Annotated in this window: 20 protein-coding genes, 2 tRNA genes and 1 pseudogene; 11 read left to right on the top strand and 12 right to left on the bottom strand. The window is 35.6% G+C overall.

Annotated features, from left to right (window positions below; all coding sequences use genetic code 11):
* Window positions 1-259 precede the first annotated feature (259 nt).
* Window positions 260-1,219: a polyprenyl synthetase family protein gene (locus H529_RS0105235; protein ID WP_022855487.1), complete on the top strand. Its 960-nt coding sequence runs from the start codon at window positions 260-262 to the stop codon at window positions 1,217-1,219.
* Window positions 1,220-1,225: 6 nt separating this feature from the next.
* Window positions 1,226-1,864, top strand: coding sequence for an HAD family hydrolase (locus H529_RS0105230; protein WP_022855486.1), 639 nt, complete (start codon window positions 1,226-1,228; stop codon window positions 1,862-1,864).
* Here H529_RS0105230 and H529_RS0105225 read toward each other — a convergent pair.
* Window positions 1,795-4,104, bottom strand: coding sequence for a UvrD-helicase domain-containing protein (locus H529_RS0105225; protein ID WP_022855485.1), 2,310 nt, complete (start codon window positions 4,102-4,104; stop codon window positions 1,795-1,797). The two genes, H529_RS0105230 and H529_RS0105225, sit on opposite strands and share 70 nt — an antisense overlap.
* Window positions 4,105-4,129: 25 nt before the next feature.
* Here H529_RS0105225 and H529_RS0105220 point away from each other — a divergent pair, with 25 nt between their 5' ends.
* From H529_RS0105220 to H529_RS0105200, 5 genes are all read left to right on the top strand, one after another.
* Window positions 4,130-4,876: an RsmE family RNA methyltransferase gene (locus H529_RS0105220; protein ID WP_028843071.1), complete on the top strand. Its 747-nt coding sequence runs from the start codon at window positions 4,130-4,132 to the stop codon at window positions 4,874-4,876.
* 67 nt (window positions 4,877-4,943) lie between these two features.
* Window positions 4,944-5,432 carry a hypothetical protein gene (locus H529_RS0105215; protein ID WP_022855483.1) on the top strand — a complete coding sequence of 163 codons (489 nt, stop codon included), beginning with the start codon at window positions 4,944-4,946 and terminating at the stop codon, window positions 5,430-5,432.
* Between the two features lie 3 nt (window positions 5,433-5,435).
* The gene (locus H529_RS0105210) at window positions 5,436-6,272 is read left to right on the top strand and encodes a DUF4198 domain-containing protein (protein WP_022855482.1); all 837 of its coding nucleotides are present in this window, start codon (window positions 5,436-5,438) and stop codon (window positions 6,270-6,272) included.
* 148 nt (window positions 6,273-6,420) lie between these two features.
* On the top strand, window positions 6,421-7,419 hold the full coding sequence (ilvC, locus tag H529_RS0105205; protein ID WP_022855481.1) for a ketol-acid reductoisomerase: 999 nt from the start codon (window positions 6,421-6,423) through the stop codon (window positions 7,417-7,419).
* Window positions 7,420-7,647: 228 nt separating this feature from the next.
* A complete protein-coding gene (locus H529_RS0105200; protein ID WP_022855480.1) occupies window positions 7,648-8,508 on the top strand; it encodes a universal stress protein in 861 nt (286 codons plus the stop codon).
* On the opposite strand, the gene dnaB is transcribed toward H529_RS0105200, so the two are convergent.
* From dnaB to purB, 7 genes are all read right to left on the bottom strand, one after another.
* Complete coding sequence (dnaB, locus tag H529_RS0105195; RefSeq protein WP_022855479.1) at window positions 8,489-9,871, bottom strand: replicative DNA helicase; 1,383 nt, start codon at window positions 9,869-9,871, stop codon at window positions 8,489-8,491. The genes H529_RS0105200 and dnaB overlap by 20 nt on opposite strands.
* 9 nt (window positions 9,872-9,880) lie before the next feature.
* Complete coding sequence (gene rplI, locus H529_RS0105190) at window positions 9,881-10,327, bottom strand: 50S ribosomal protein L9 (protein WP_022855478.1); 447 nt, start codon at window positions 10,325-10,327, stop codon at window positions 9,881-9,883.
* A gap of 19 nt (window positions 10,328-10,346) precedes the next feature.
* Window positions 10,347-10,598 carry a 30S ribosomal protein S18 gene (rpsR, locus tag H529_RS0105185; protein WP_022855477.1) on the bottom strand — a complete coding sequence of 84 codons (252 nt, stop codon included), beginning with the start codon at window positions 10,596-10,598 and terminating at the stop codon, window positions 10,347-10,349.
* A gap of 13 nt (window positions 10,599-10,611) precedes the next feature.
* Window positions 10,612-10,956 (bottom strand): 30S ribosomal protein S6, encoded by a 345-nt coding sequence (rpsF, locus tag H529_RS0105180; RefSeq protein ID WP_022855476.1) that lies wholly within the window; start codon window positions 10,954-10,956, stop codon window positions 10,612-10,614.
* 63 nt (window positions 10,957-11,019) lie between these two features.
* A tRNA-Val gene (locus H529_RS0105175) sits at window positions 11,020-11,091 on the bottom strand.
* A 27-nt stretch (window positions 11,092-11,118) separates the two neighbouring features.
* Complete coding sequence (locus H529_RS0105170) at window positions 11,119-11,511, bottom strand: (deoxy)nucleoside triphosphate pyrophosphohydrolase (protein ID WP_022855475.1); 393 nt, start codon at window positions 11,509-11,511, stop codon at window positions 11,119-11,121.
* Window positions 11,512-12,837: an adenylosuccinate lyase gene (gene purB / locus H529_RS0105165; RefSeq protein ID WP_022855474.1), complete on the bottom strand. Its 1,326-nt coding sequence runs from the start codon at window positions 12,835-12,837 to the stop codon at window positions 11,512-11,514.
* A gap of 159 nt (window positions 12,838-12,996) precedes the next feature.
* On the opposite strand from purB, the pseudogene H529_RS12160 reads away from it, so the two are divergent.
* Window positions 12,997-14,166: pseudogene (locus H529_RS12160) on the top strand (MFS transporter).
* A gap of 87 nt (window positions 14,167-14,253) precedes the next feature.
* Complete coding sequence (locus tag H529_RS0105145) at window positions 14,254-14,934, top strand: HAD-IA family hydrolase (RefSeq protein ID WP_022855470.1); 681 nt, start codon at window positions 14,254-14,256, stop codon at window positions 14,932-14,934.
* On the opposite strand, the gene H529_RS0105140 is transcribed toward H529_RS0105145, so the two are convergent.
* Window positions 14,917-15,369, bottom strand: a complete 453-nt coding sequence (locus H529_RS0105140) for a putative metalloprotease CJM1_0395 family protein (protein WP_022855469.1) — start codon at window positions 15,367-15,369, stop codon at window positions 14,917-14,919. The genes H529_RS0105145 and H529_RS0105140 overlap by 18 nt on opposite strands.
* Before the next feature lie 105 nt (window positions 15,370-15,474).
* Here H529_RS0105140 and H529_RS0105135 point away from each other — a divergent pair.
* Together H529_RS0105135 and H529_RS0105130 are read left to right on the top strand one after the other, a co-directional pair.
* Window positions 15,475-15,557 (top strand) — tRNA-Leu (locus H529_RS0105135).
* Window positions 15,558-15,832: 275 nt separating this feature from the next.
* Window positions 15,833-16,351: a hypothetical protein gene (locus H529_RS0105130; RefSeq protein WP_022855468.1), complete on the top strand. Its 519-nt coding sequence runs from the start codon at window positions 15,833-15,835 to the stop codon at window positions 16,349-16,351.
* A gap of 167 nt (window positions 16,352-16,518) precedes the next feature.
* Here the strand turns inward: H529_RS0105130 and H529_RS0105125 are convergent, their stop codons facing one another.
* The 3 genes from H529_RS0105125 to H529_RS0105115 are packed head-to-tail and all read right to left on the bottom strand — an operon-like array spanning window position 16,519 to window position 19,458.
* On the bottom strand, window positions 16,519-17,070 hold the full coding sequence (locus tag H529_RS0105125; protein WP_155984466.1) for a hypothetical protein: 552 nt from the start codon (window positions 17,068-17,070) through the stop codon (window positions 16,519-16,521).
* A gap of 3 nt (window positions 17,071-17,073) precedes the next feature.
* Complete coding sequence (locus H529_RS0105120) at window positions 17,074-18,558, bottom strand: hypothetical protein (protein ID WP_022855466.1); 1,485 nt, start codon at window positions 18,556-18,558, stop codon at window positions 17,074-17,076.
* Window positions 18,559-18,561: 3 nt separating this feature from the next.
* Entirely contained in the window at window positions 18,562-19,458 is an 897-nt protein-coding gene (locus H529_RS0105115) for a PilW family protein (RefSeq protein WP_022855465.1), read from the bottom strand.
* Window positions 19,459-19,463 lie beyond the last annotated feature (5 nt).

The raw sequence follows: 19,463 nt of genomic DNA, 5'->3' as shown, positions 1-19,463 counted from the left end.
CCTCCTTTCAGTTGAATTATTTTACCTACATTATTGAATTATTTTCAAATTATTAAACAATTAAGAATTAAAGTCAATGGAGTTAAAAGGCGTTTAACCTGTTTTTTTGTTTAATAAAGACGATTATTTTTATTAAATATTCTTTTTTTTAAATTTTCAAAAATTTTCTTTCTTTTTTTATTTTTCAAAATTATGAAAATTATGATTGTCAAAAAAGAGTTTATACTTTATAATTCCACAAAAAAGTTTAAAAAGCAAAATGGTTGTTGAAGAAATCAAAAAAGAACTTCTTTTGATAGAAGAGGCTCTAAAAAATTTTCTTAGTTCTCAAGTACCGTTTATCAATCAAGTAAGTGAATATGTCCTCTTTGCAGGAGGAAAAAGGATAAGACCTCTTCTTGCCGTAATCTGTGCTAAGCTTTTCTCTCCTTCTGTTTCTGAGGTTTTATATCGGTCTTCTATTCTTTTTGAGTATTTACATGCAGCAACCCTTCTTCATGACGACGTAGTAGATTCAGCAGAGTTTAGAAGGGGGAGAAAGGCTGCAAGAAATCTTTGGGGCAATCAAGCCACCATTTTAGTAGGCGATTATCTTTATGCCAAGGCTTTAAAACTTGCCAGTGAGCTAAGAAACCCAGAGGTGATGGAAATCATTACTGAAACCACCCTTATCATGAGCGAAGGAGAGGTCCTTCAGCTCTTAAACCTTTATCAAACAAACCTCTCGGAGGAGGTGTACGAAGAAGTTATTTTCAGAAAAACAGCGGTTCTTATCTCTGCTTGTTGTGAAGTAGGGGCGATTTTAGGAGGTGCCTCTGATAAGGAACGAGAAAGCTTAAAAATTTTTGGGAAATACTTAGGTCTATCTTTTCAAATCATAGATGACCTTTTAGACTACTTAAGCACTGAAACAGGAAAAGACTTGGGACGAGATTTTAAGGAAGGGAAAATCACCTTGCCGGTAATCTATGCTTTAAAACAAGCCTCAGAGGCGGATCAGAAAAGGCTCTTAGAGTTGTTAAATCTCCCTGAGCCTAAGGAGGAATTTTTTGAAGAAGCTAAAAACCTTATAGAAAAAAATCAGGGGTTTAAGCTTGCCCAAGAGAAAGCCTTATCCTATATAAATAAGGCTAAAAACGCCCTAAATGGATTACCAGAAAACATCTACAAACAAATGCTCTTTTTCATTACAGATTATCTGACTAACAGAAAAAAATAAAGGGTTATGAATACACTCAAACTTTTGGTTTTAGATTGTGATGGAGTGCTTTTTGATTCAAAACAGGCCAATACCTATTTCTATAATTATATCCTTGAAAGGGTAGGAAGACCTCCTATGAGCCCTGAAGAGATAGAATTTATTCATATGCATTCAGTAAACGAATGTTTAGCCTATCTTTTCAGGGACATACCAGACAAACTTGATTTAGCTAAAGATATCCAAAAAGAGATTTCTTACTCGCTTTTTTTTGACTACTTAGTTATGGAAAAAGGTTTAAAGGAGTTTTTAGGTTGGGCCAAAAATTACTTATACATTGCTTTATGCACCAACCGTACTACTTCTACCTATCCTTTGTTATCTCACTTCAACCTTACCGATTATTTTGATTATGTTATGGATGCAAGCATCGTTCCCAAAAACGACCCTCGAGCCCTTCTCCAGATTTTAGAACATTTTAAAACTGCCCCTTATGAAACTCTTTATGTAGGAGATTCTAAGGTAGATGAAGCCCTTTGTAAAGCTTGTAAAGTTCCCTTGGTAGCGTTTAAAAACCGAAAACTTGATGCAGATTATTACGTAGAAAGCTTTGATGAACTTAAAGAATTGCTGCTTTCCAGATTTTCGCTTTCCAAAAGGTCGTAAACCTTTCTAAAGATCTTTACTAAAGGAGAAAACTTAGTTTTTTCTATATGGTCTGGAAGGAGAACAAACAGATTTTTCTTAGCCCTGGTAAGGGCCACATAAAGTAGGTTTAAAAGTTCAAGCCGGTTTTTAGCTTTTTCCAGATACCAACCTAACTTACCCTCTTCAGCAAGGTCATTTTTTTTCCCGTAAAATACTTTTCCGTTATGAAAAACCAGCTTTAGGTCTATAACAAACCTTTTTTCCTTCCAAATTAACGGAAAAATCACCGTTTCAAACTCTAACCCTTTGGCTTTATGAATGGTTAAAATTTTTATGCAATCTTCCATCTCGGGGATGTCCATTTCATCTTCTGAATATTTTTCCCAGTATAACAAAAATTCTTCAAGTCCCTCCCCTTTTCTGTCTAAGTTAAAAACTACCGTCAAAAATTTAGAAAGTGCTGCTATTTCTGTCGAAAATTTCTTTTCTATTTCCAAGTTTTTAACTATTTCTATACAGATTTTATACAAAGAAGCATCTTTCTTAAGGTCCAAAAGAGGCAATATCTGCGTTTCCCAAAACTCTTTTCTATGTTCTTTCAAAAACGCTGCAATACTTAAATAGGATTTAGTTAAAATCCAATTTAGGTATTCTTCTAAAATTTTTTTTCCTTCTGGAAGGATAGCACTTGAAAGGAAACCTGCAAGGGCAACCTCATCCTCTGGATAGGCTATAAACTTAAGTAAAGATGTCAAGGCGTTTGCTATCAGCGACTCTTTAAGATGCAAAGAAGAAGTGGCTAATACATTAAAACCCTGAGAAATAAGAAAGGAAGAAAGATCTGCTACTTCTTCGTTTTCTAGCATCAAGATAGCTACATCCTTTAACTCTCCTTGAGATTTAAGCTCGTTTAAAATTTTGAGAACCTCTTCTTTTGTTTTTTCTATAGCTTTATCTTTAGATGATTCATCAATATTAAACCTTCGTATCTCAACTCTACTTTTATCTTCTCTCTGTTGTGTATTTGATGGATTTTGAAGGACATGCCTAAAATTGTTTTTAAACTCATCTACAAGTTCATCTACAAGTTTTTTAAGAACTTTATCCTTTTCCTCTTCTTTATTTGATTTAGAAAAAACAAGTTCTATCAAAATCTCATGGGCATGGCTTATAAGTTTGCTAAAAAATCGGTTATTAAACTCTATTATTGTTTTACTACTACGATAGTTGTAGTCTAAAACTTCTTCTTTAACATTGTAAGAACGCAGCCTTAAAACCTCTTCAAACAGTTTAGGATCTGCCCCTCTCCATTGGAAGATAGATTGTTTAGGATCTCCGGCACAGATTAAAAATCCCTGTTTACTTATTAAATCCTCTACAATAGGGTTTAACGCTTCCCACTGAAGGCGGTCTGTATCCTGAAACTCATCTATGATAACCCCTCTAAGGCTTCCAAGCTTGACATATACCCAAGGAAGAAGTCCATCCTCTTCTTTAAACAAAATATCTGCTATCTTTTCTTTCCAGAGTCCTATAACAAGCTCTTTTTCTCGAAAAAAAGTTCTTTCCAAGAAGTTTTTTAAGACAGAATAAAACCCAAAATAGGTTTTTATTTCTCGATCTAATTCGTTCTCATCCTTGTTTAAGCTATTCAAAAGGGTTAAAACCTCTTTATGATAAGTAAGTTTTGCCAGAAGTTTTTTTAATTCAGAAACAAGGCTGTTCTTAAAATTAATTTTAAGCGATTCCTTCTCTGTAATTAAGGTGTTCACAAAATTATCTAAAATGCTTTTTAACGACTGGTCCTTTTCTGTCTGTTGGTAAAAATCGGTAAGAGCCTTTTCTATAAGTTCTTCTCTAAGGTAGGTACTTACCCTGAAATTTGGTTCCAAACCTACCTCATAAGAAATAGCCTTATACAAGGTTAGCAAAAAACTATCTATGGTTTTAACCTGAAGATAGTCGTAGTTTAAAAAAAGGTGATTTAGGATTTGTTCTGCTTTTTCAGGTGAGAGATTAAGCTGAGAGCTTAAAGTTTTTCCTTTTTCTGTTTGTTTTATTATTTCTTTCAAAAACACTATTATCCTTTGTTTCATCTCAAAGGCGGCTTTGTTGGTAAAAGTGATCGCAAGAAATTTTTTGAGTGAATCCTTTCCTTCTTGAGAGATGAACTTAAGATAGTTTAAAGCTAAATTATAAGTCTTTCCGCTTCCTGCACTGGCTTTGTATATGATGATATTAGGCTCTTTTGACTCCATCAAAATTTATTGTATTATAGATTTTATGAACCTTCAAGGAGGAAATAGGTTTTTTTTTGAATTTTCTGGAGAAGAAGGCTTCCTTTCAGAAGAAGAAAGTTTTCACTTAATTAAAGTACTTAGGAAAAAACAAGGGGACAAACTTTTTCTAATAGACGGACAAGGCAAAGAGTTTGAGGCTAAAATTGAGGAAATTTTAAAGGATGGTAAAAACTTTAAGGCCAAGGTTAAAATCTTAAAACTTTTAAGAGAAGAAAAACCAAGGATACCTAAGATTATTGGGATATTACCTATTTTAAAAGGGGAAAAAACCGAGTGGTTAGTAGAAAAAGGAACAGAGCTTGGGATAGACATTTTTATACCTTTTTACAGCAGTTTTAGTGTAGCTAAGCCTTCTAAAAACCTAATCCCCCGTCTTATAAATAAGGCTAAACAGGCATTAAAACAGTCGGGACGGCTATTTATGCCTGAAATATTGGCTCCGGTAGAACTGAAAACTTTCTTAGAAGATTTTCCCTGGAAGGAGAGTCTTAAACTGTTAGGAGGCCTTGGGGCTTGTCTGAAAGTAGAAGAGCTGCGCCTGAAGTTTAAGAAAAACAATACCGTGGTTTTTATAACCGGGCCTGAAGGAGGTTTTGAAAAAACCGAAGAGGAGCTGCTATCTAAAGTTGGATTTCTATCCTTATCTCTTGCTCCTTATGTATTAAAAGCAGAAACTGCTTTTTTAGGGTTAGCAAGTGTTATCAGCTTTTTATCTACATCTATGGATTAACCAGTTGAAAAAAAACTAAAATGTGGTTTTATAGAAAAAGGGTTAATTTTTTAAAGAGGGAGAGATTATGGGTGGACGCTCACGAAAGTCTATATTAAAGCAAAAACTGGCAAAATATTATAGAGAAAGGGAAAATCCGTTAGCCTTGCTTGCCCTTCAAGACGAAATCATCAGACAAAACCAAGATAAACTGGTTATTTTAGAAAAAAACTTAGAGGCCTTGAGAGAATTAGAAGAAAAAGAGGGGAGTAGACCAACCACGGTATCCAAACTTAACATCAGAAAGATCTCAAGCGAACAAGATAAAAAGTTTGCTAACCGTGCTTTTTATGAAGTTCTTTATCCTATTACCTTGGAATACAGGTTTATGCCTCTTCAAGCTATTTTTATCTGGTATCTAAAAGCCTTAGAACTAGTCTATGGAGACAAACCTCCCAAGCTTCATGTCAACCGACTACAAAAATGGATAAAATACTGGTTAACAAGTCTTACCCCTGAACAGGAACTTCAACTAAAGAGTGCGATCATCTCCTGGATACTTAACAGGTTCACCTAAAAAATGCCTTTTTTAGGTTTAATTTTTCTTTTTATCTTTTTATTTTTTCCTGAGATAAGTTTTGGATATAAGATTTTTTTGATCAGCCTTCCTGATAATTATGGAGCCTTAAAAAAAGAGAAAACTTTTTATGTAGGGGCAGCAGAGCCTGCCTTTGGTCTAATCTTAGATCTTAAAACCCCTAAAAACCTTTATGTTTTACTACCTAACGGGACTACAGAAAAACCTACTTTTCTAAAAACCGAATTTTTTGACCGTTCACTTAACACCAAAAGGGTAGGTTATAATTTTAAGTTTACCCCTAATAATGAAGGAGACCATCTCGTTTGTTTAGAAAGCGATTATACTTTGTTAAGAGACAAAACCGTAGGTAAATTTTTGGTAAAAACCCCCTTACATGTGTTAAAGGAAAATAAGGAGCCAACCCTTTGTGGTTTTGACTTAGAAATCAAACCTTATACCAGACCCTATGGGTTTAAAAAACATGGAGTTTTTTGGGGACAGGTTTGGTATCAAAACAAACCCCTATCCTCAGGTGAGATAGAAGTTGAATATTTTTCTCCGGTGTTTTTACGCGAAGAAGATCTTCCCAAAGACAGCTATGGTCAGATAAACTATCCTTACCTTAAAAATAAGGTTCGCCTTTCAAAAAACGGATTTTTTGTGGTTTCCTTCGAGAACCCTGGATGGTGGGTTATAACCGTTAAGGTCCGTTCTGGAGAAAAGACCTATGGCAATCAAAAATATCCTTTTTATCTGATACATCATCTCTGGATATATGTATTTTCTGACAAAAAAGAACAAAATACCTACGAATACTTTGAGCCTCGTTCTAATTAAAAAACTCAAAATTTTTATAGCCTATTTTTTAAGAAAATCTATATTTTAAACTTCCTCTTTTTACACTTCAGTGGATTTAAAATTTTCAAAAAAGGATTAAGTGTTAAAATATAGTTCAGCATCTTAAAACTTATTTAGGGGGTGTTTTATGAAGGTCTACAAAGACGAGGATGTAAGTTTGGAGGTTTTAAAGGGGAAGACCATAGCGGTTTTAGGTTATGGGAGTCAAGGGCATGCTCATGCCTTAAACTTAAGAGATTCTGGATTAAACGTGATAGTTGGTGTAAGAAAAGGTGGAAAAAGTTATGAAAGGGCTAAAAAAGATGGGTTTGTCCCTCTTTCAGTTAAGGAAGCTTGTGAAAAAGCCGACATTATCATGATCCTTCTTCCAGACCAAGACCAGCCATTGGTTTATAAAAACGAAATAGAACCGGTGTTAACTCCTGGCAAAATGTTACTTTTTGCTCATGGATTTAACATTCATTACAACCAGATCGTTCCTCCGGCTGATGTGGATGTAGCCATGGTTGCACCTAAAGGTCCAGGGCACTTAGTTAGGAGAGAATTCACCAAGGGGGCAGGAGTTCCTTGCTTAGTAGCCATTCACCAGGATGCCTCAGGAGAAGCCTTCCAAAAAGCTTTAGCCTATGCAAAAGGAATAGGAGGAACCAGAGCTGGGGTGATAGAAACTACTTTTAAAGAGGAGACAGAAACAGACCTGTTTGGAGAGCAGGTTGTGCTTTGCGGTGGAGTTACCGCGCTTATAAAAGCTGGTTTTGAAACCTTGGTAGAAGCTGGATATCAGCCTGAGGTGGCTTATTTTGAATGTCTTCATGAACTTAAGCTTATCGTAGACTTGATCTATGAAGGAGGGCTTTCTTTCATGAGATATTCTATCAGTGATACCGCTGAATATGGAGACCTTACCAGAGGTCCAAGGATCATCAACGAGGACGTAAGGTTTGAAATGCAGAGAATCCTTGAAGAGATTCAAACAGGTGAGTTTGCAAGAGAATGGATTCTTGAAAACCAAGCTGGGAGACCTGTATTAAACGCTCTTCGCAAAAAAGAAAAAGAACATCTGATAGAAGAGGTAGGAAAACAACTCCGTGCTATGATGCCCTGGATTAAGAAACCTGAAGAATAACAACCATTTACTTCTTAGCCCCTAAGGAGGCCCCTTAGGGGCTTCAGTTTGTCTCCTTTCCTTTGTTTCCTATCTCAAACCTCAACTCATATTTTTTTCCGATGAATGGTATGAGGTTAAATAATAAAACTCAAGATTAAACTTCCAAATCATTGTTGCTATCTTGACTATTTTTAAATTTTTTATAAAAATAAAAAGTATACAACAATTAAAAAGAGGAGGTAGAAAATGTGTAAGTTTAAAAGAATACTGGTTGCACTTGATGGATCAGATGCAAGTAAACATGCCTTTGAAGAGGCTTTAAACTTTGCTAAAAACGAAGGTATAGAGCTTATGGCTATAAGTGTTATACCTCCCTATAAAGGTTTAGTGAGTTCTCTTTCTATCTTTGGGCATGTTAAAGAAAACATCAAAAAAACATATATAAAAGCTTTAGAGGAGGCTAAAATTTTTGCTGAAGAAAATCAGATAGAACTTAAAACCTTTTTAGAAGAAGGGAGACCTTGTGAAAAAGTAATAGAAGTAGCCATCAAAAACAACTGTGACCTTATAGTAACAGGACGTAGAGGGGTTACCAGTTTTGAAAAAATCCTTATAGGAAGTACTGCAGCTAAAATCATCAACGACAGTCCTATAGACGTACTTATAATACCCAGAAAAACCCTTTTAAAGATTCAAAAAATACTGGTAGCTACAGATGGTTCGATCCCTGGTAACAATGCAGTTAAACGGGCAGCAAAGATAGCTAAGGCGTATGGCGCTACCTTGGATATTGCTTCAGTTATTCAACTTCCTCCTGAAACTATCATAGGAGAAGAAGAACTTTTAAACATATTAAAAGAAGAAATTTCTAACCAATTAAACCCTGTTGTAAAGGAAATCGAGGCATTAGGCCTAAAACCTCGGGTCTTTATAGAAAAAGGAGAACCCTATGCAGTTATCGTAAACATCATTAAAAATCTTGGGGCCACTCTACTTGCGATAGGAGCTGACGAAGAGACGGGGAAGAAACTTATCGGGAGTGCTGCTCAAAAAATAATTGCTAACTCCCCGGTACCTATTTTAGTCATTAAGAAAAACGGAGATTAGGGTCTAAATTTCCAAAAGAAGTATACTGGGGAAAGTAGGCAAGTTTTACTACGCCCATTGGGCCATTACGCTGTTTACCGATGATGATTTCAGCTATACCTTTTTCTGGGCTTTCTTTGTTATAAAACTCATCTCTGTAGATAAAAAGAATTACATCTGCGTCTTGCTCGATAGCCCCTGATTCTCTTAAATCTGCAAGCTGGGGCCTTTTATCTGGACGTTCTTCTACCTTTCTGTTTAATTGAGAAAGGGCAACCACCGGAACGTTAAGTTCCTTAGCTAAAGCCTTTAAACCAGAAGATATTTCTGATATTTCTTGTTCTCTTCTTTCCTTTCTTTCAAGTCCTTTCATCAACTGAAGGTAGTCTATCACGATCAGCCCTAATGGGGTTTCTTTAAGCAGTTTTTTGGCCTTGGCTTTTACTTCTAAAATGTTGATCCCTGGAGTTTCGTCTATATAGATAGGCAGTTGACTTAAGGTGGAAGCTGCCTGAGCTATCTTTTGCCATTCTTGAGGCTCCAGTTGTCCAGTCCTAAATTTTTGGAAATTTACCTTGGCTTCAGCACAAAGCATCCTTGCACAAAGCTGTTGTTTACTCATTTCTAAAGAAAAAACCGCGGCCCCTATGTTTGCTTGTTTGGTAGCGTTTCTCACTATGTCTAAGGCTAAGGCTGTTTTACCCATACCAGGACGAGCAGCTATGATAACAAGGTCTCCTTTTTGCAACCCCGCGGTCATTCGGTCTAACTCATAAAAACCTGTAGGTATCCCGGTTATAAGATCTCCCTTTTGATAAATGTTTTCTAAATACTTGATGGTATCTTTTACAATATCTTTTAAAGGAGAAAAACCCTCTTTTTTGCCATAATGCGACAATTCAAAGAAGGACTTTTCTGCGTAACTTAAAAGTTCTTGAGAATCTTCTGTAGAATAATAGGCTCTATAGATAAGGTCTTGTGAGATGTTGATGATTTCTCTTAGAACGCTTTTTTCTTTTACTATTTTAGCATAATAGAGAATATGGGCAGAGGTAGGAAGAAGACTAACCAGCTCAGCTAAATATACCGCCCCACCAACTTTATCTAACTCTCCTCTCTTTTCAAGCTCGTTATGTACGGTTACGATGTCAATAGGTTCATCCCTTTCAAAAAGAGAAAGAAAAGCACTATAGATCAACCTATGGGACAAGGCATAGAAATCTTCAGGTTTGATGATGTCAAGAACTTTTACTATTGAGGGAGGATCTACAAAAATACTTGCTAAAAGATGCTTTTCTGCCTGTAGGTCTTGAGGGGGCAAGAGCTCAGGTGGTAAACCCTCCCCAAGCTCTTGTTTAGATTTTAAGTTTTTTTTGGGTGGCATTTAAAAATATTACTTTTCTTCTACTACTTCTAACTTTATGTTTACTACCTTATCAGAAGAAAAATTCACAGGTACCTCATAAACTCCTAATTTTTTAATAGGCTCGTTTAGGTGGATAAACTTTTTATCTACCTCAAACCCTTTTTCTTTTAAGGCATTTACTATGTCAGCTACCGTAACTGATCCAAAAATTCTATCCTCTTCTATTTTACGCCTATAAATTACCAATTCCAATCCTTCAAGTTTTTCAGCCAAAGACATAAGTTTTTTACGTTCTCTTTCTGCCTTAGCCAAGATAATCTGTCTTTCTTTTTCTAAGGCTTTTATGTTTTTCTGGTTGGCTGGGATGGCAAAGCCTTTTGGTATTAAATAATTCCTGGCATATCCATCTTTTACCCTTACGATATCGCCTGCTTTACCTAATTTGGGAACATCGGTTCTCAATATTACTTCCATCGGTTAGCCTCCTATCTGATTATTCTACCTCTACATCAGCTACAAAAGGCAAAAGAGCCATTATCCTTGCTATTTTGATAGCGTTAGTAAGACGCCTCTGGTGGTAGGCACAGGTGCCAGTTTGTCTTCTATGAATGATCATCCCCTTTTCGTTTAAAAACTGTTTAAGGAGGTCTGCGTTTTTATAATCTATCTTAACGCTTGGGTCAGCGCAAAAACGACAAAACTTTTTCTTAGCAAAGGCCTTCTTTTTTATAATCGTGTTTTCCATTTTATCCCTCCTGTTAACCTTCGTTCGCTGCTGTTTCTGGATTATATCTATCTTCCAACTTAACCACGATAAATCTTACTACACGTTCATCTATCCTAAAGTAATCCTCTAATGCCTTAGGGGTATCTGCTAACCCGTAAAACTCCATCAAGACATAGTAACCATTTTTACGCTTGGCAATAGGATAAGCAAGTTTTCTTAAGCCCCATTCATCCACCTTAAGTACATCTCCTTCTTTAGAGTTGATAATTTCTTTGACCTTTTCTAAAACCTGGTCCTTTTCAGGTACCCTATCAGGATGGATGATAAATAGGGTTTCCCATTTACGAAACCTTTTAACTGGTCGCCACAAAGCCATCTTTACCCTCCTTTTGGTCCTATTTTTGGGCCCCTTGAATCTTCAAGGAGCAAGGAGGCAAAATGGGCGGTGCAGGATTTGAACCTGCGACATCCACCGTGTGAGGATGGCGCTCTACCCCTGAGCTAACCGCCCAAAAAAGCCTCAGTCTATAAAATTAACCTATTTTTTGTTTTTGACAAGGGTTAATTTTGATAACAAAACCTTATCAGCAGGACACAGCTCTAAATGTTCTAATTCTTTTAATTTTAACCATTTAACCTCAAGCGATTCTTTTAAACCAAGGTCTCCGTTTACAGCTGCTGACAGAAGATAAAGCTCTATTTCTTCATCAGGATAGACATATTTTATTTTTTCTAAAACCTCTCCTACCCTAACCTCTAATCCCAGCTCCTCTTTTAACTCTCTCTTTAAGGCTTCTTGTAAACTTTCACCAGCTTCTACCTTTCCACCAGGAAACTCCCAAAGTCCTCCTCTCTTTTTGTCTGTAGGCCTTTTTACTACTAAAACCTTACCATCTTTTTCTATAAACCCTGCTACTACCTTAACCGCCATCTATCCAAAAACTCTTTCAAAAATCTGGTCTACATACCTTAAGTAATATTTTACGTCAAAAATATGCTCTATTTCTTCTTGGGTTAAAAAGTTTCTTATTCTTTGGTCTGACAACACCAAATCTTTAAAGTTCAAATTCGTATCTTTCCACACATTCATAGCCAACTCCTGTACGATCTTGTAAGCCTCTTCTCTTATCATCCCCTTTTCTACCAAGGCTAACATCACCTGTTGAGAAAAGGTAAGTCCTCTTAAAAGATTAAAGTTTTTTATCATGTTTTCAGGATAGACCACTAAATTTTTTAACAAACCTTCTAAACGGACTAACATAAAATCTGCGGTGGTGGTAGCATCAGGCACAATCACCCTTTCAGCAGAAGAATGACTTATGTCTCTTTCATGCCATAGAGCAACGTTTTCAAGAGCAGGAACCAAATAACCTCTAAGAAGTCTTGCAAGACCACAAAGGTTTTCAGAAAGAATAGGATTTCGTTTATGTGGCATGGCAGAAGAACCCTTCTGTCCAGGAGAAAAAAATTCCTCTGCTTCAAGCACCTCAGTCCTCTGCAGATGTCGGATCTCTGTAGCTATTTTTTCTACCGTGGTTCCTAAAATAGCCAAAGAAGCCATATACTCAGCGTATCTATCCCTTTGGATTATCTGATTCGATACAGGAGCAGGCTTTAACCCTAATTTTTCACAGACATAAGCCTCTACCTCAGGGGGTACATGGGCAAAAGTGCCTACAGCTCCAGATATTTTCCCATAGGAAATACACTCAAGGGCATTTTTTAACCTTCTTTCGTTTCTTTTCATTTCTTCATACCAAAGCGCAAGTTTTAATCCAAAGGTAATAGGTTCTGCATGAATCCCATGGGTTCTTCCTATCATTAATGTATCTTTAAATTCATAAGCCCTTGCTTTTAAAACCTCCTTTATTCTCGTCAGGTCTTCGAGGATTATTTCCATGGCTCTTTTCATCAACCAAGCCATGGCAGTATCAAGCATATCAGAAGAGGTCATACCAAGGTGAAGGTATCTGGCTGATGGACCTATGATCTCAGCCAGATGGGTTAAAAAAGCTATCACGTCGTGTTTAGTTTCTTTTTCTATCTCTTCCACCCTTTTTACGTTGGCTTCGGTAAACCCTCCTTCTTCTAGATAAGGAAGAAGCTTCTCTTTAATCTTTTGATAGTCCTCTTCTGGCACTTTGCCCAACTTATACCAAGCCTCGCAGGCATAAAATTCTACCAACCCCCAGGCCCTCAATCTCTCTTCTGGACTCCAAAGCTTAGCCATAACCGGACGTGTATACCTTGGTATCATGTGCCTCCCCCTTCTTTCTTTAATATTCGTATTATAACATGATTTGAAGACGTTGCCATCATAACAACCATAAAACTTAAATTATTCAGTGTTTAAGTTGATTTTTCTATTTTTTTTAGCTATATTCTTACGACTAACTCCTTTATAAAGAATGACAAAATGTTAAAGATTGATTTCAAAAAACCTGCTTTTTTCATAATCTTACTTGGTTTTGTAAGCCTTTTTTCAGACCTAACCTACGAAGGGGCAAGAAGCATTACAGGGCCTTTTCTTTTAACCCTTGGTGCCTCAAGCTTGGTTGTAGGTTTTATCGCTGGATTAGGCGAGTTTTTAGGGTATGGGCTAAGGATTATTTCAGGGTGGATAACTGATAAAACAGGTAAATACTGGGAGATTATAATAGCAGGTTATCTTATCAACCTGCTAAGTGTACCGGCTTTGGCGTTGGTAGGACGATGGGAATTGGCGGTTATGTTGCTTTTTATGGAAAGGATTGGTAAAGCGATAAGAACTCCGGCAAGGGATGCTCTACTTAGTCATGCAGCCGGGAAAATAGGATATGGATAGGGCTTTGGGCTTCACGAGGCTATGGATCAAATAGGAGCCATGCTTGGTCCTCTCATGATAGCCCTCGTTTTTTACTTTCAAGGAGGTTATAAAGAGGCTTTTGGGGTTTTGTTGATACCGGCGGTTTTAGCGATTTCAATCTTAATGATAGCCAGGTTTTTATACCCTTCGCCTTCTTATTTAAAAATCAAAACCATCTAGGTTAAAACTGAAGGATTTAAAAAAGTCTACTGGATCTATCTTATAGCAGTTAGTTTATACGGAGCAGAATATGCAGACTATCCCCTGATTGCTTATCACTTTAAAAAGGTAGCTACCGTCTCAGAAACCTGGATCCCTGTTTTTTATGCCATAGCTATGGGAGTTGATGCCTTGGCTGCCATCTTATTCGGCTATTTATTCGATAAAAAAGGTTTCTTTGTCCTTCTTTTTTCGGTAATAATCTCAGCGGGATTTACCCCTTTATGCTTTTTAGGAGGATTTTACGGAGCAATCTTAGGGATGATTTTATGGAGAATAGGTATGGGGGCCCAGGAGTCTATCATGAGGGCAGCGGTTGCCCTATTAGTACCTCAGGAAAAAAGAGGGACAGGATATGGTGTATTTCACACAACCTACGGGTTCTTCTGATTTTTAGGTAGCACCATCTTAGGGGTGTTATATAACTTTTCTGTTTATGCCCTTATCATGGTTTCGGTAATTCTTCAACTTTCGGCCATACCTTTACTGTTAAAGATAAAAAAGGCCTGTACCCAGAACTAAAAGAGTTTTTTTTAACTACAAAAGCTACTATGAGATTTCACTTAATCAAAGGTTGAAAAAATCTCAAAGGTATGAGAAAATAAGTTTATGGAGAAAAAGATAAAAGCAGTGTTTTTTGACGTAGAAGGTACTTTTTTACATATCTCTCCGTCGGTAGGTGAGGTCTACGCCAGATTTTGGAAAGAAAAGGGATATGAAGTGTCTCCTTCAGAGATAATGCAAAGGTTTATACCAGCTTTTAGGGATAAATTTAAGCACGACAAGGTTGAACGTTGGACCCAAGAGCTTTGTAAGAAAAGCTGGTATCAAATATTTGAAAAAACCTTTGAGCCTTTGAAAAAAGCCCCTTGTTTTGAGGAGGTTTTCTGGAAAAGTTGGGAGTTCTTCGCAACCAAGGACTGTGTGATTTTAGCCCAAGATTTTCCAGAGATGTTATCCCTTTTGAAAAAACAAGGTATTAAGACAGCGGTTATTTCTAATTGGGATGCCAGACTAAGAAACATTTTAAAACAGCTTGGGTTAGGCGAACTTTTTGATGAAATTTTTATAGGGTGTGAAGTAGGATATCTTAAACCAGATTTAAAGCTTTTTCAAACAGCCTTAGAAATCTTAAAAGTGGATCCACACGAAGCCTTGATGATAGGAGACTCTTTAAAAAACGACATAGAACCTGCTAAAACCATAGGGATGCTTACCTATCACTACCAGGGAGAGCCTTTTTTTGAGGTTTATCGTAAAATCTTTTATGATTTAAACTTTGATATCTAAAATTTTTCCTTTAGATAGGTATTGTTCCTTTTCTTTCAAAAGACTCAATTCTCTTCTTGCTTTTATTTCTTTAACTGTGGCAGTTTGTGCTACCTGTAGGTCTTGAGGGGAAGGGTCTGCCGGAGCTAAGGCTGCAGCCCTTACGATTTCCATTTTTTGAATGGTTTTTTCAGGGGAACTTTCTTCAGAAACATCTATGCTTACTTCTCCTCCAGAAATGTAAAACTTTCCGTATGGGCCTCGTGTATACTGATAATGCACACTTCCTGCATACTTTCCTCCCACGATTTTATGAGCCATCTCGTGGGCTATAACCTGTTTTTCTCTGATTTTAAGTTTTTCTATCAACACCCGGATTTTAAGTTCTTCGAGGTTTTTTTCTTTAGGAGTATTAAAAGATTGAATCGAAGTTGAACCTACAGGCGCAACGTTCATGTTTTTATTATAACTCTAAAATCATTTATGGGAAAGGTAAAGTAAATCAATCTTGAAAAGAGCGGTTTTATCTATTAAAATATGGTTAAAATGCTTGAAATTTTTGCGGGAGTGGCGGAACGGTAGACGCTCCGGACTTAGGATCCGGTGGGGATTTCCCCGTGAGGGTTCAAGTCCCTCCTCCCGCACGTTTTTTTTAATTTGAGTTTATCCCTGTAATCATCCTAACTACCTTACCACACCACATAAAATTTAATAAATACAAATATAATCAAAAAGTGGTACTTTATGAAACAACAAACTATTCATTTGAAAAGATCCCTCAAATTTTTTCTTAGGCAAAACTTCCTGTCAACTCTATTGCCTATATTTGCCAGAAGGATTCTATATCGAGAAACACTTTTGACAAATGAAGACAAAAACATAGGATTTTCTACTTGCAATTTTAAGTTAAAATATAGGTATGCGTAGAGAAAAACTTTTGTTTTTAGTAGTGTTTCTCCTTTTTATAGTGTATGGTATTTATTGGGTTATCATATTTTATAGCCCTAAATATGCAAATGTAAGTTTTGAGGTAAAGATTGCCAATTTTATATCTACAATTTTATCCTTTTATGTAAGTTTTCTGGTTTGGAGGTTCAGGGTAAAACAAAAGATAAGAGAGATAGGACATCCAGATATGCTATCTAAAGTTTACTCTCCCGAAGGTATGTGGGGTGCTGTTGGCTTTTTTGTAACTTACAGTGCTTTTACCCTGATAAATATAAAGTTATTTGGTTTTGTCATACGTCCTTTACCTCCCAAAAGAAGCCATCAATGGAAGCACGTTTTAATAACCCCGGATGATGCAGTAACTGTGGTTACTCTGTTACTTATCTTTTCTGTCTTTCTTCTTTCAATGTATTTCTTTCTTAGCAAATGGTTTTATAAAAAAGAAAGGATAGATAAAATAATCTCAAAAGAAAAAAATCTGTCCCTATAGGAACCTTATAGGGAAGATATAGAAACCTTATAGGGAAGAGTTTTAGCTATTTTTTCATTTTGTGAGACCAAACATTATCAAGAAGTACTTAATTTGTATATCCTTTCTCAAGGCAGGTCTTTATACTACAAATTTAGAAATCACTTATATATAACAACCTATACCATCTACCAAGTAGTCATCCTGGTTATTATAGAAAAATAAGCTGGGGTTGATTTTTCTCTAATACAGTTAACCTTCCTTACAAACCAAAAACCGCTTCGAGACACAGGGTCATATCTCATGGAGTTGATTGCGTCTAACTTAAACTGAAAATTAGTATTATCTGTAAAACCTATTTGAAGTGAAAGATTGGAGGGGAAATTTCTCACAAGAAATCCTTTTATAACGTTTGTACTCCCTACTAAATAATTAACGTCCTGACCAAAATAAATTCCAGCTATATAAAAACTGGAAGATCTAACGATAGAGTTGTTGTTTATAACAAGAGAAGTCAAGGGAGTCCCATCTGATAACACATAGGTTCCGTTTCCATACATACCTACATAGGCGTTATAACTACCTCCATACCAGCCACATCTGTAGGTATTACTTCCTGTATAACTACTTCCTGTATAACAGGGATTTTGATTGAGATCACTTGTGTTTCTCACACAGTTAGGACAAGCATGGGCGTAGAGGTATAAAAGGGTCCTGAAAATTAATAAAAGTTCTATCAAATTCTAATAAATTTTAATAGTGGTTAAACGATACAGATTACCTATATTACCCTCACCGCAAGAAGGAGATTTTAATATGTTAAACCCTGTATTATGAAATAAACTATAAAGCCTCTTTAAAACTTCAAAGTTAAAACGTACTTCAAAGTTACCTGAAATATTGATATTATTGTTGTTTAAAGAGTTGCTTATAACCGCTCCATGGATTTTAAAATTACCATTTCCTGAACCTATATTAAAATTGTTATTAGCATCAGTAACAAAAATAACTCCCCAAATATCTGCATTCCCATTTCTTGTTACGTTTATATTATTGTCAGAAATAATAAGTACAGGACTATTTTGTGTCCCCAATTGAGAATTTGAACCTAAGTTTATATCTAAATTTCCTACACCCTTTCCTCCACTATAAATTAGTGAATTTTCTATCTTTAAATTATTAGAGTCTATTAAATAATTTTGTGAAAACATATAAACATTGGCAACTTCTATATTGTTTGTACTCATAACTATTTGATTTTTTGCAACAAGAACAATAGGTTTCGCAGGTTTTATATCTCCTTTAAAGTTCATTCTATTTGCTAATATATAACCTCCTCCTGAAAAGTTATCAAAATCTATGTTAGTATTTTGTCCAAAATTAATCTTAGGTTTACAATTACTTGGATTATTATAATAATAGCAAGAATCATTAGAATTCCAGGTTATATTTATACTACCACATTTTATTGTAGTACCTTTTGCTTCACAGGAGTTTAAGTTTTCTCCTGAAAAATCTATTATATCATTGTTGTTTTTTAAACCTACAGGCGTTCCATCTTGAAATTCTACTTGAAAGGCTTCATTAAAATCATAAAATAATGCCGTTCTGTTTTCAGCATTAAAAAGTTTCGAAGTTAAATCTGTATAATTAAGGGTGGGATCATATTTATATGGTTCTACCATAGATATAAGTCCGCTTCCAAGATTATTTGGATTTATATAACAAGCTTGTACTATATTTTGTGGAGAAAGGGAATTCCCTGTCATAAGCGCTGGAGCGATGCAAGAATTAGGATCATCACAACTATTTTCTGGACTATCATACCCTACAATAGCTGCACTCCCTTGCATCCCAGACAGGTTGTCTAATTTTCTAAACATAGCAGCTGCCCAATTAGAACCTTTTAAGGAAAACAAAGATACTTTCACTACTCTCGCACCGTTAAAAGTCCCTTCTGACCATACAAAACATAAATTATATCCTTCATCCTTAATAGTTTTTACATTAATGCCTTCATCTTGATAATTGGTACACTTTCCATTTTCTAAAACTACCATTAAGCCCTTGTTTGCTTTTTTTTCAGCAATTTGATACTTAGCTTCCGCATTTATAGAAAAATATCCTATTTGAAGTATATAAAAGATACCTGTACTTATTAAAATAAGAACTAAAGACAAAATTAAAACATATATAAGAGCAAAGCCTTTGTTGGCCTTTTTCCTCATTTTTTATCTCCCAAAATATCTTTCTATTTCTAAAGTTTGAGTAGGATTTGATTGACTTTTAAAATTCACTTTAACTTTTACAGAAGTTCCATTTGTTACATATACCTGAAAAGATTTAGCATTTGCAATATACTGTTTTCCTTCTGTTTGATTATTAGCTAAATCGTATAACTCCATTTTTATAGCCTCGTCTTCCAAAAAAATCCTTACTTGATGAGGAACTCTTGTAATGAGGTCTCCTGTTTTAAGAATATAAGATTCATTACAATTATAACTATTAAGATTTCTATCATATTTACACATTTTTCGAGAATTCAACATTAAATTAGTAGTGCCTGCAAAATTTATACAATCTATAGAAGAAAATTTAGATTCAAATCCGTAAACAGTTGGTAAAGTTGAGTTATAATTAATTACTTTTTCTCCAGTCCATATGTAATAAAAATTTTGATAAGAAGATTTCGAATCTAATCTACAACTTACTAAACTTATAGTATCGTTTGTAGCATTAACAACAAAACCTATTCCATATAAATTAGCATAGAACATAACTTTAGAGCAGCCAGAGGAAAAATTCCCTTCTTCACAGGTCATACACATAGGATTCGTAGGAGGATAGCCATCACAAGAAGATATAGTTGTACTGTAGGAAGGACAACTATTATTTTTACATGGAACTCCCACTCCCCATCTCGAAAAAACAAAATCTAAAGTTGTAATCCCACTTCTTATTTCTTCAATAACATCGGAAAGAGGTCGATTTTTCCTAAAAACTTCCGCTGAAACTAAATAAATAGACACAATAGCACCTACAATTATAGTTGCTAACACTGCTATTACCAAAAGCTCAATAAGAGTAAATCCTTCTACTTTAATCTGGTTTTTTTTATATATCTTCATTCTAT

The sequence above is a fragment of the Thermodesulfobacterium thermophilum DSM 1276 genome, from assembly GCF_000421605.1.
Lineage (GTDB): Bacteria > Desulfobacterota > Thermodesulfobacteria > Thermodesulfobacteriales > Thermodesulfobacteriaceae > Thermodesulfobacterium > Thermodesulfobacterium thermophilum.
The sequence above is the reverse complement of the archived record's forward strand: the minus strand, read 5'-3'. Positions and strand labels throughout refer to the sequence as shown.

Excerpts from the sequence above, each read along its gene's own strand:
- H529_RS0105140 (WP_022855469.1), bottom strand. The coding sequence starts at position 15,369 with ATGAACGTTGCGCCTGTAGGTTCAACTTCGATTCAATCTTTTAATACT.
- H529_RS0105235 (WP_022855487.1), top strand. The coding sequence starts at position 260 with ATGGTTGTTGAAGAAATCAAAAAAGAACTTCTTTTGATAGAAGAGGCT.
- H529_RS0105120 (WP_022855466.1), bottom strand. The coding sequence starts at position 18,558 with ATGAGGAAAAAGGCCAACAAAGGCTTTGCTCTTATATATGTTTTAATT.
- H529_RS0105215 (WP_022855483.1), top strand. The coding sequence starts at position 4,944 with ATGGGTGGACGCTCACGAAAGTCTATATTAAAGCAAAAACTGGCAAAA.
- ilvC (WP_022855481.1), top strand. The coding sequence starts at position 6,421 with ATGAAGGTCTACAAAGACGAGGATGTAAGTTTGGAGGTTTTAAAGGGG.
- H529_RS0105200 (WP_022855480.1), top strand. The coding sequence starts at position 7,648 with ATGTGTAAGTTTAAAAGAATACTGGTTGCACTTGATGGATCAGATGCA.
- H529_RS0105220 (WP_028843071.1), top strand. The coding sequence starts at position 4,130 with ATGAACCTTCAAGGAGGAAATAGGTTTTTTTTTGAATTTTCTGGAGAA.
- H529_RS0105225 (WP_022855485.1), bottom strand. The coding sequence starts at position 4,104 with ATGGAGTCAAAAGAGCCTAATATCATCATATACAAAGCCAGTGCAGGA.
- rpsR (WP_022855477.1), bottom strand. The coding sequence starts at position 10,598 with ATGGAAAACACGATTATAAAAAAGAAGGCCTTTGCTAAGAAAAAGTTT.
- rplI (WP_022855478.1), bottom strand. The coding sequence starts at position 10,327 with ATGGAAGTAATATTGAGAACCGATGTTCCCAAATTAGGTAAAGCAGGC.
- H529_RS0105145 (WP_022855470.1), top strand. The coding sequence starts at position 14,254 with ATGGAGAAAAAGATAAAAGCAGTGTTTTTTGACGTAGAAGGTACTTTT.
- H529_RS0105210 (WP_022855482.1), top strand. The coding sequence starts at position 5,436 with ATGCCTTTTTTAGGTTTAATTTTTCTTTTTATCTTTTTATTTTTTCCT.
- dnaB (WP_022855479.1), bottom strand. The coding sequence starts at position 9,871 with ATGCCACCCAAAAAAAACTTAAAATCTAAACAAGAGCTTGGGGAGGGT.
- rpsF (WP_022855476.1), bottom strand. The coding sequence starts at position 10,956 with ATGGCTTTGTGGCGACCAGTTAAAAGGTTTCGTAAATGGGAAACCCTA.
- H529_RS0105130 (WP_022855468.1), top strand. The coding sequence starts at position 15,833 with ATGCGTAGAGAAAAACTTTTGTTTTTAGTAGTGTTTCTCCTTTTTATA.
- H529_RS0105115 (WP_022855465.1), bottom strand. The coding sequence starts at position 19,458 with ATGAAGATATATAAAAAAAACCAGATTAAAGTAGAAGGATTTACTCTT.
- H529_RS0105170 (WP_022855475.1), bottom strand. The coding sequence starts at position 11,511 with ATGGCGGTTAAGGTAGTAGCAGGGTTTATAGAAAAAGATGGTAAGGTT.
- H529_RS0105230 (WP_022855486.1), top strand. The coding sequence starts at position 1,226 with ATGAATACACTCAAACTTTTGGTTTTAGATTGTGATGGAGTGCTTTTT.
- purB (WP_022855474.1), bottom strand. The coding sequence starts at position 12,837 with ATGATACCAAGGTATACACGTCCGGTTATGGCTAAGCTTTGGAGTCCA.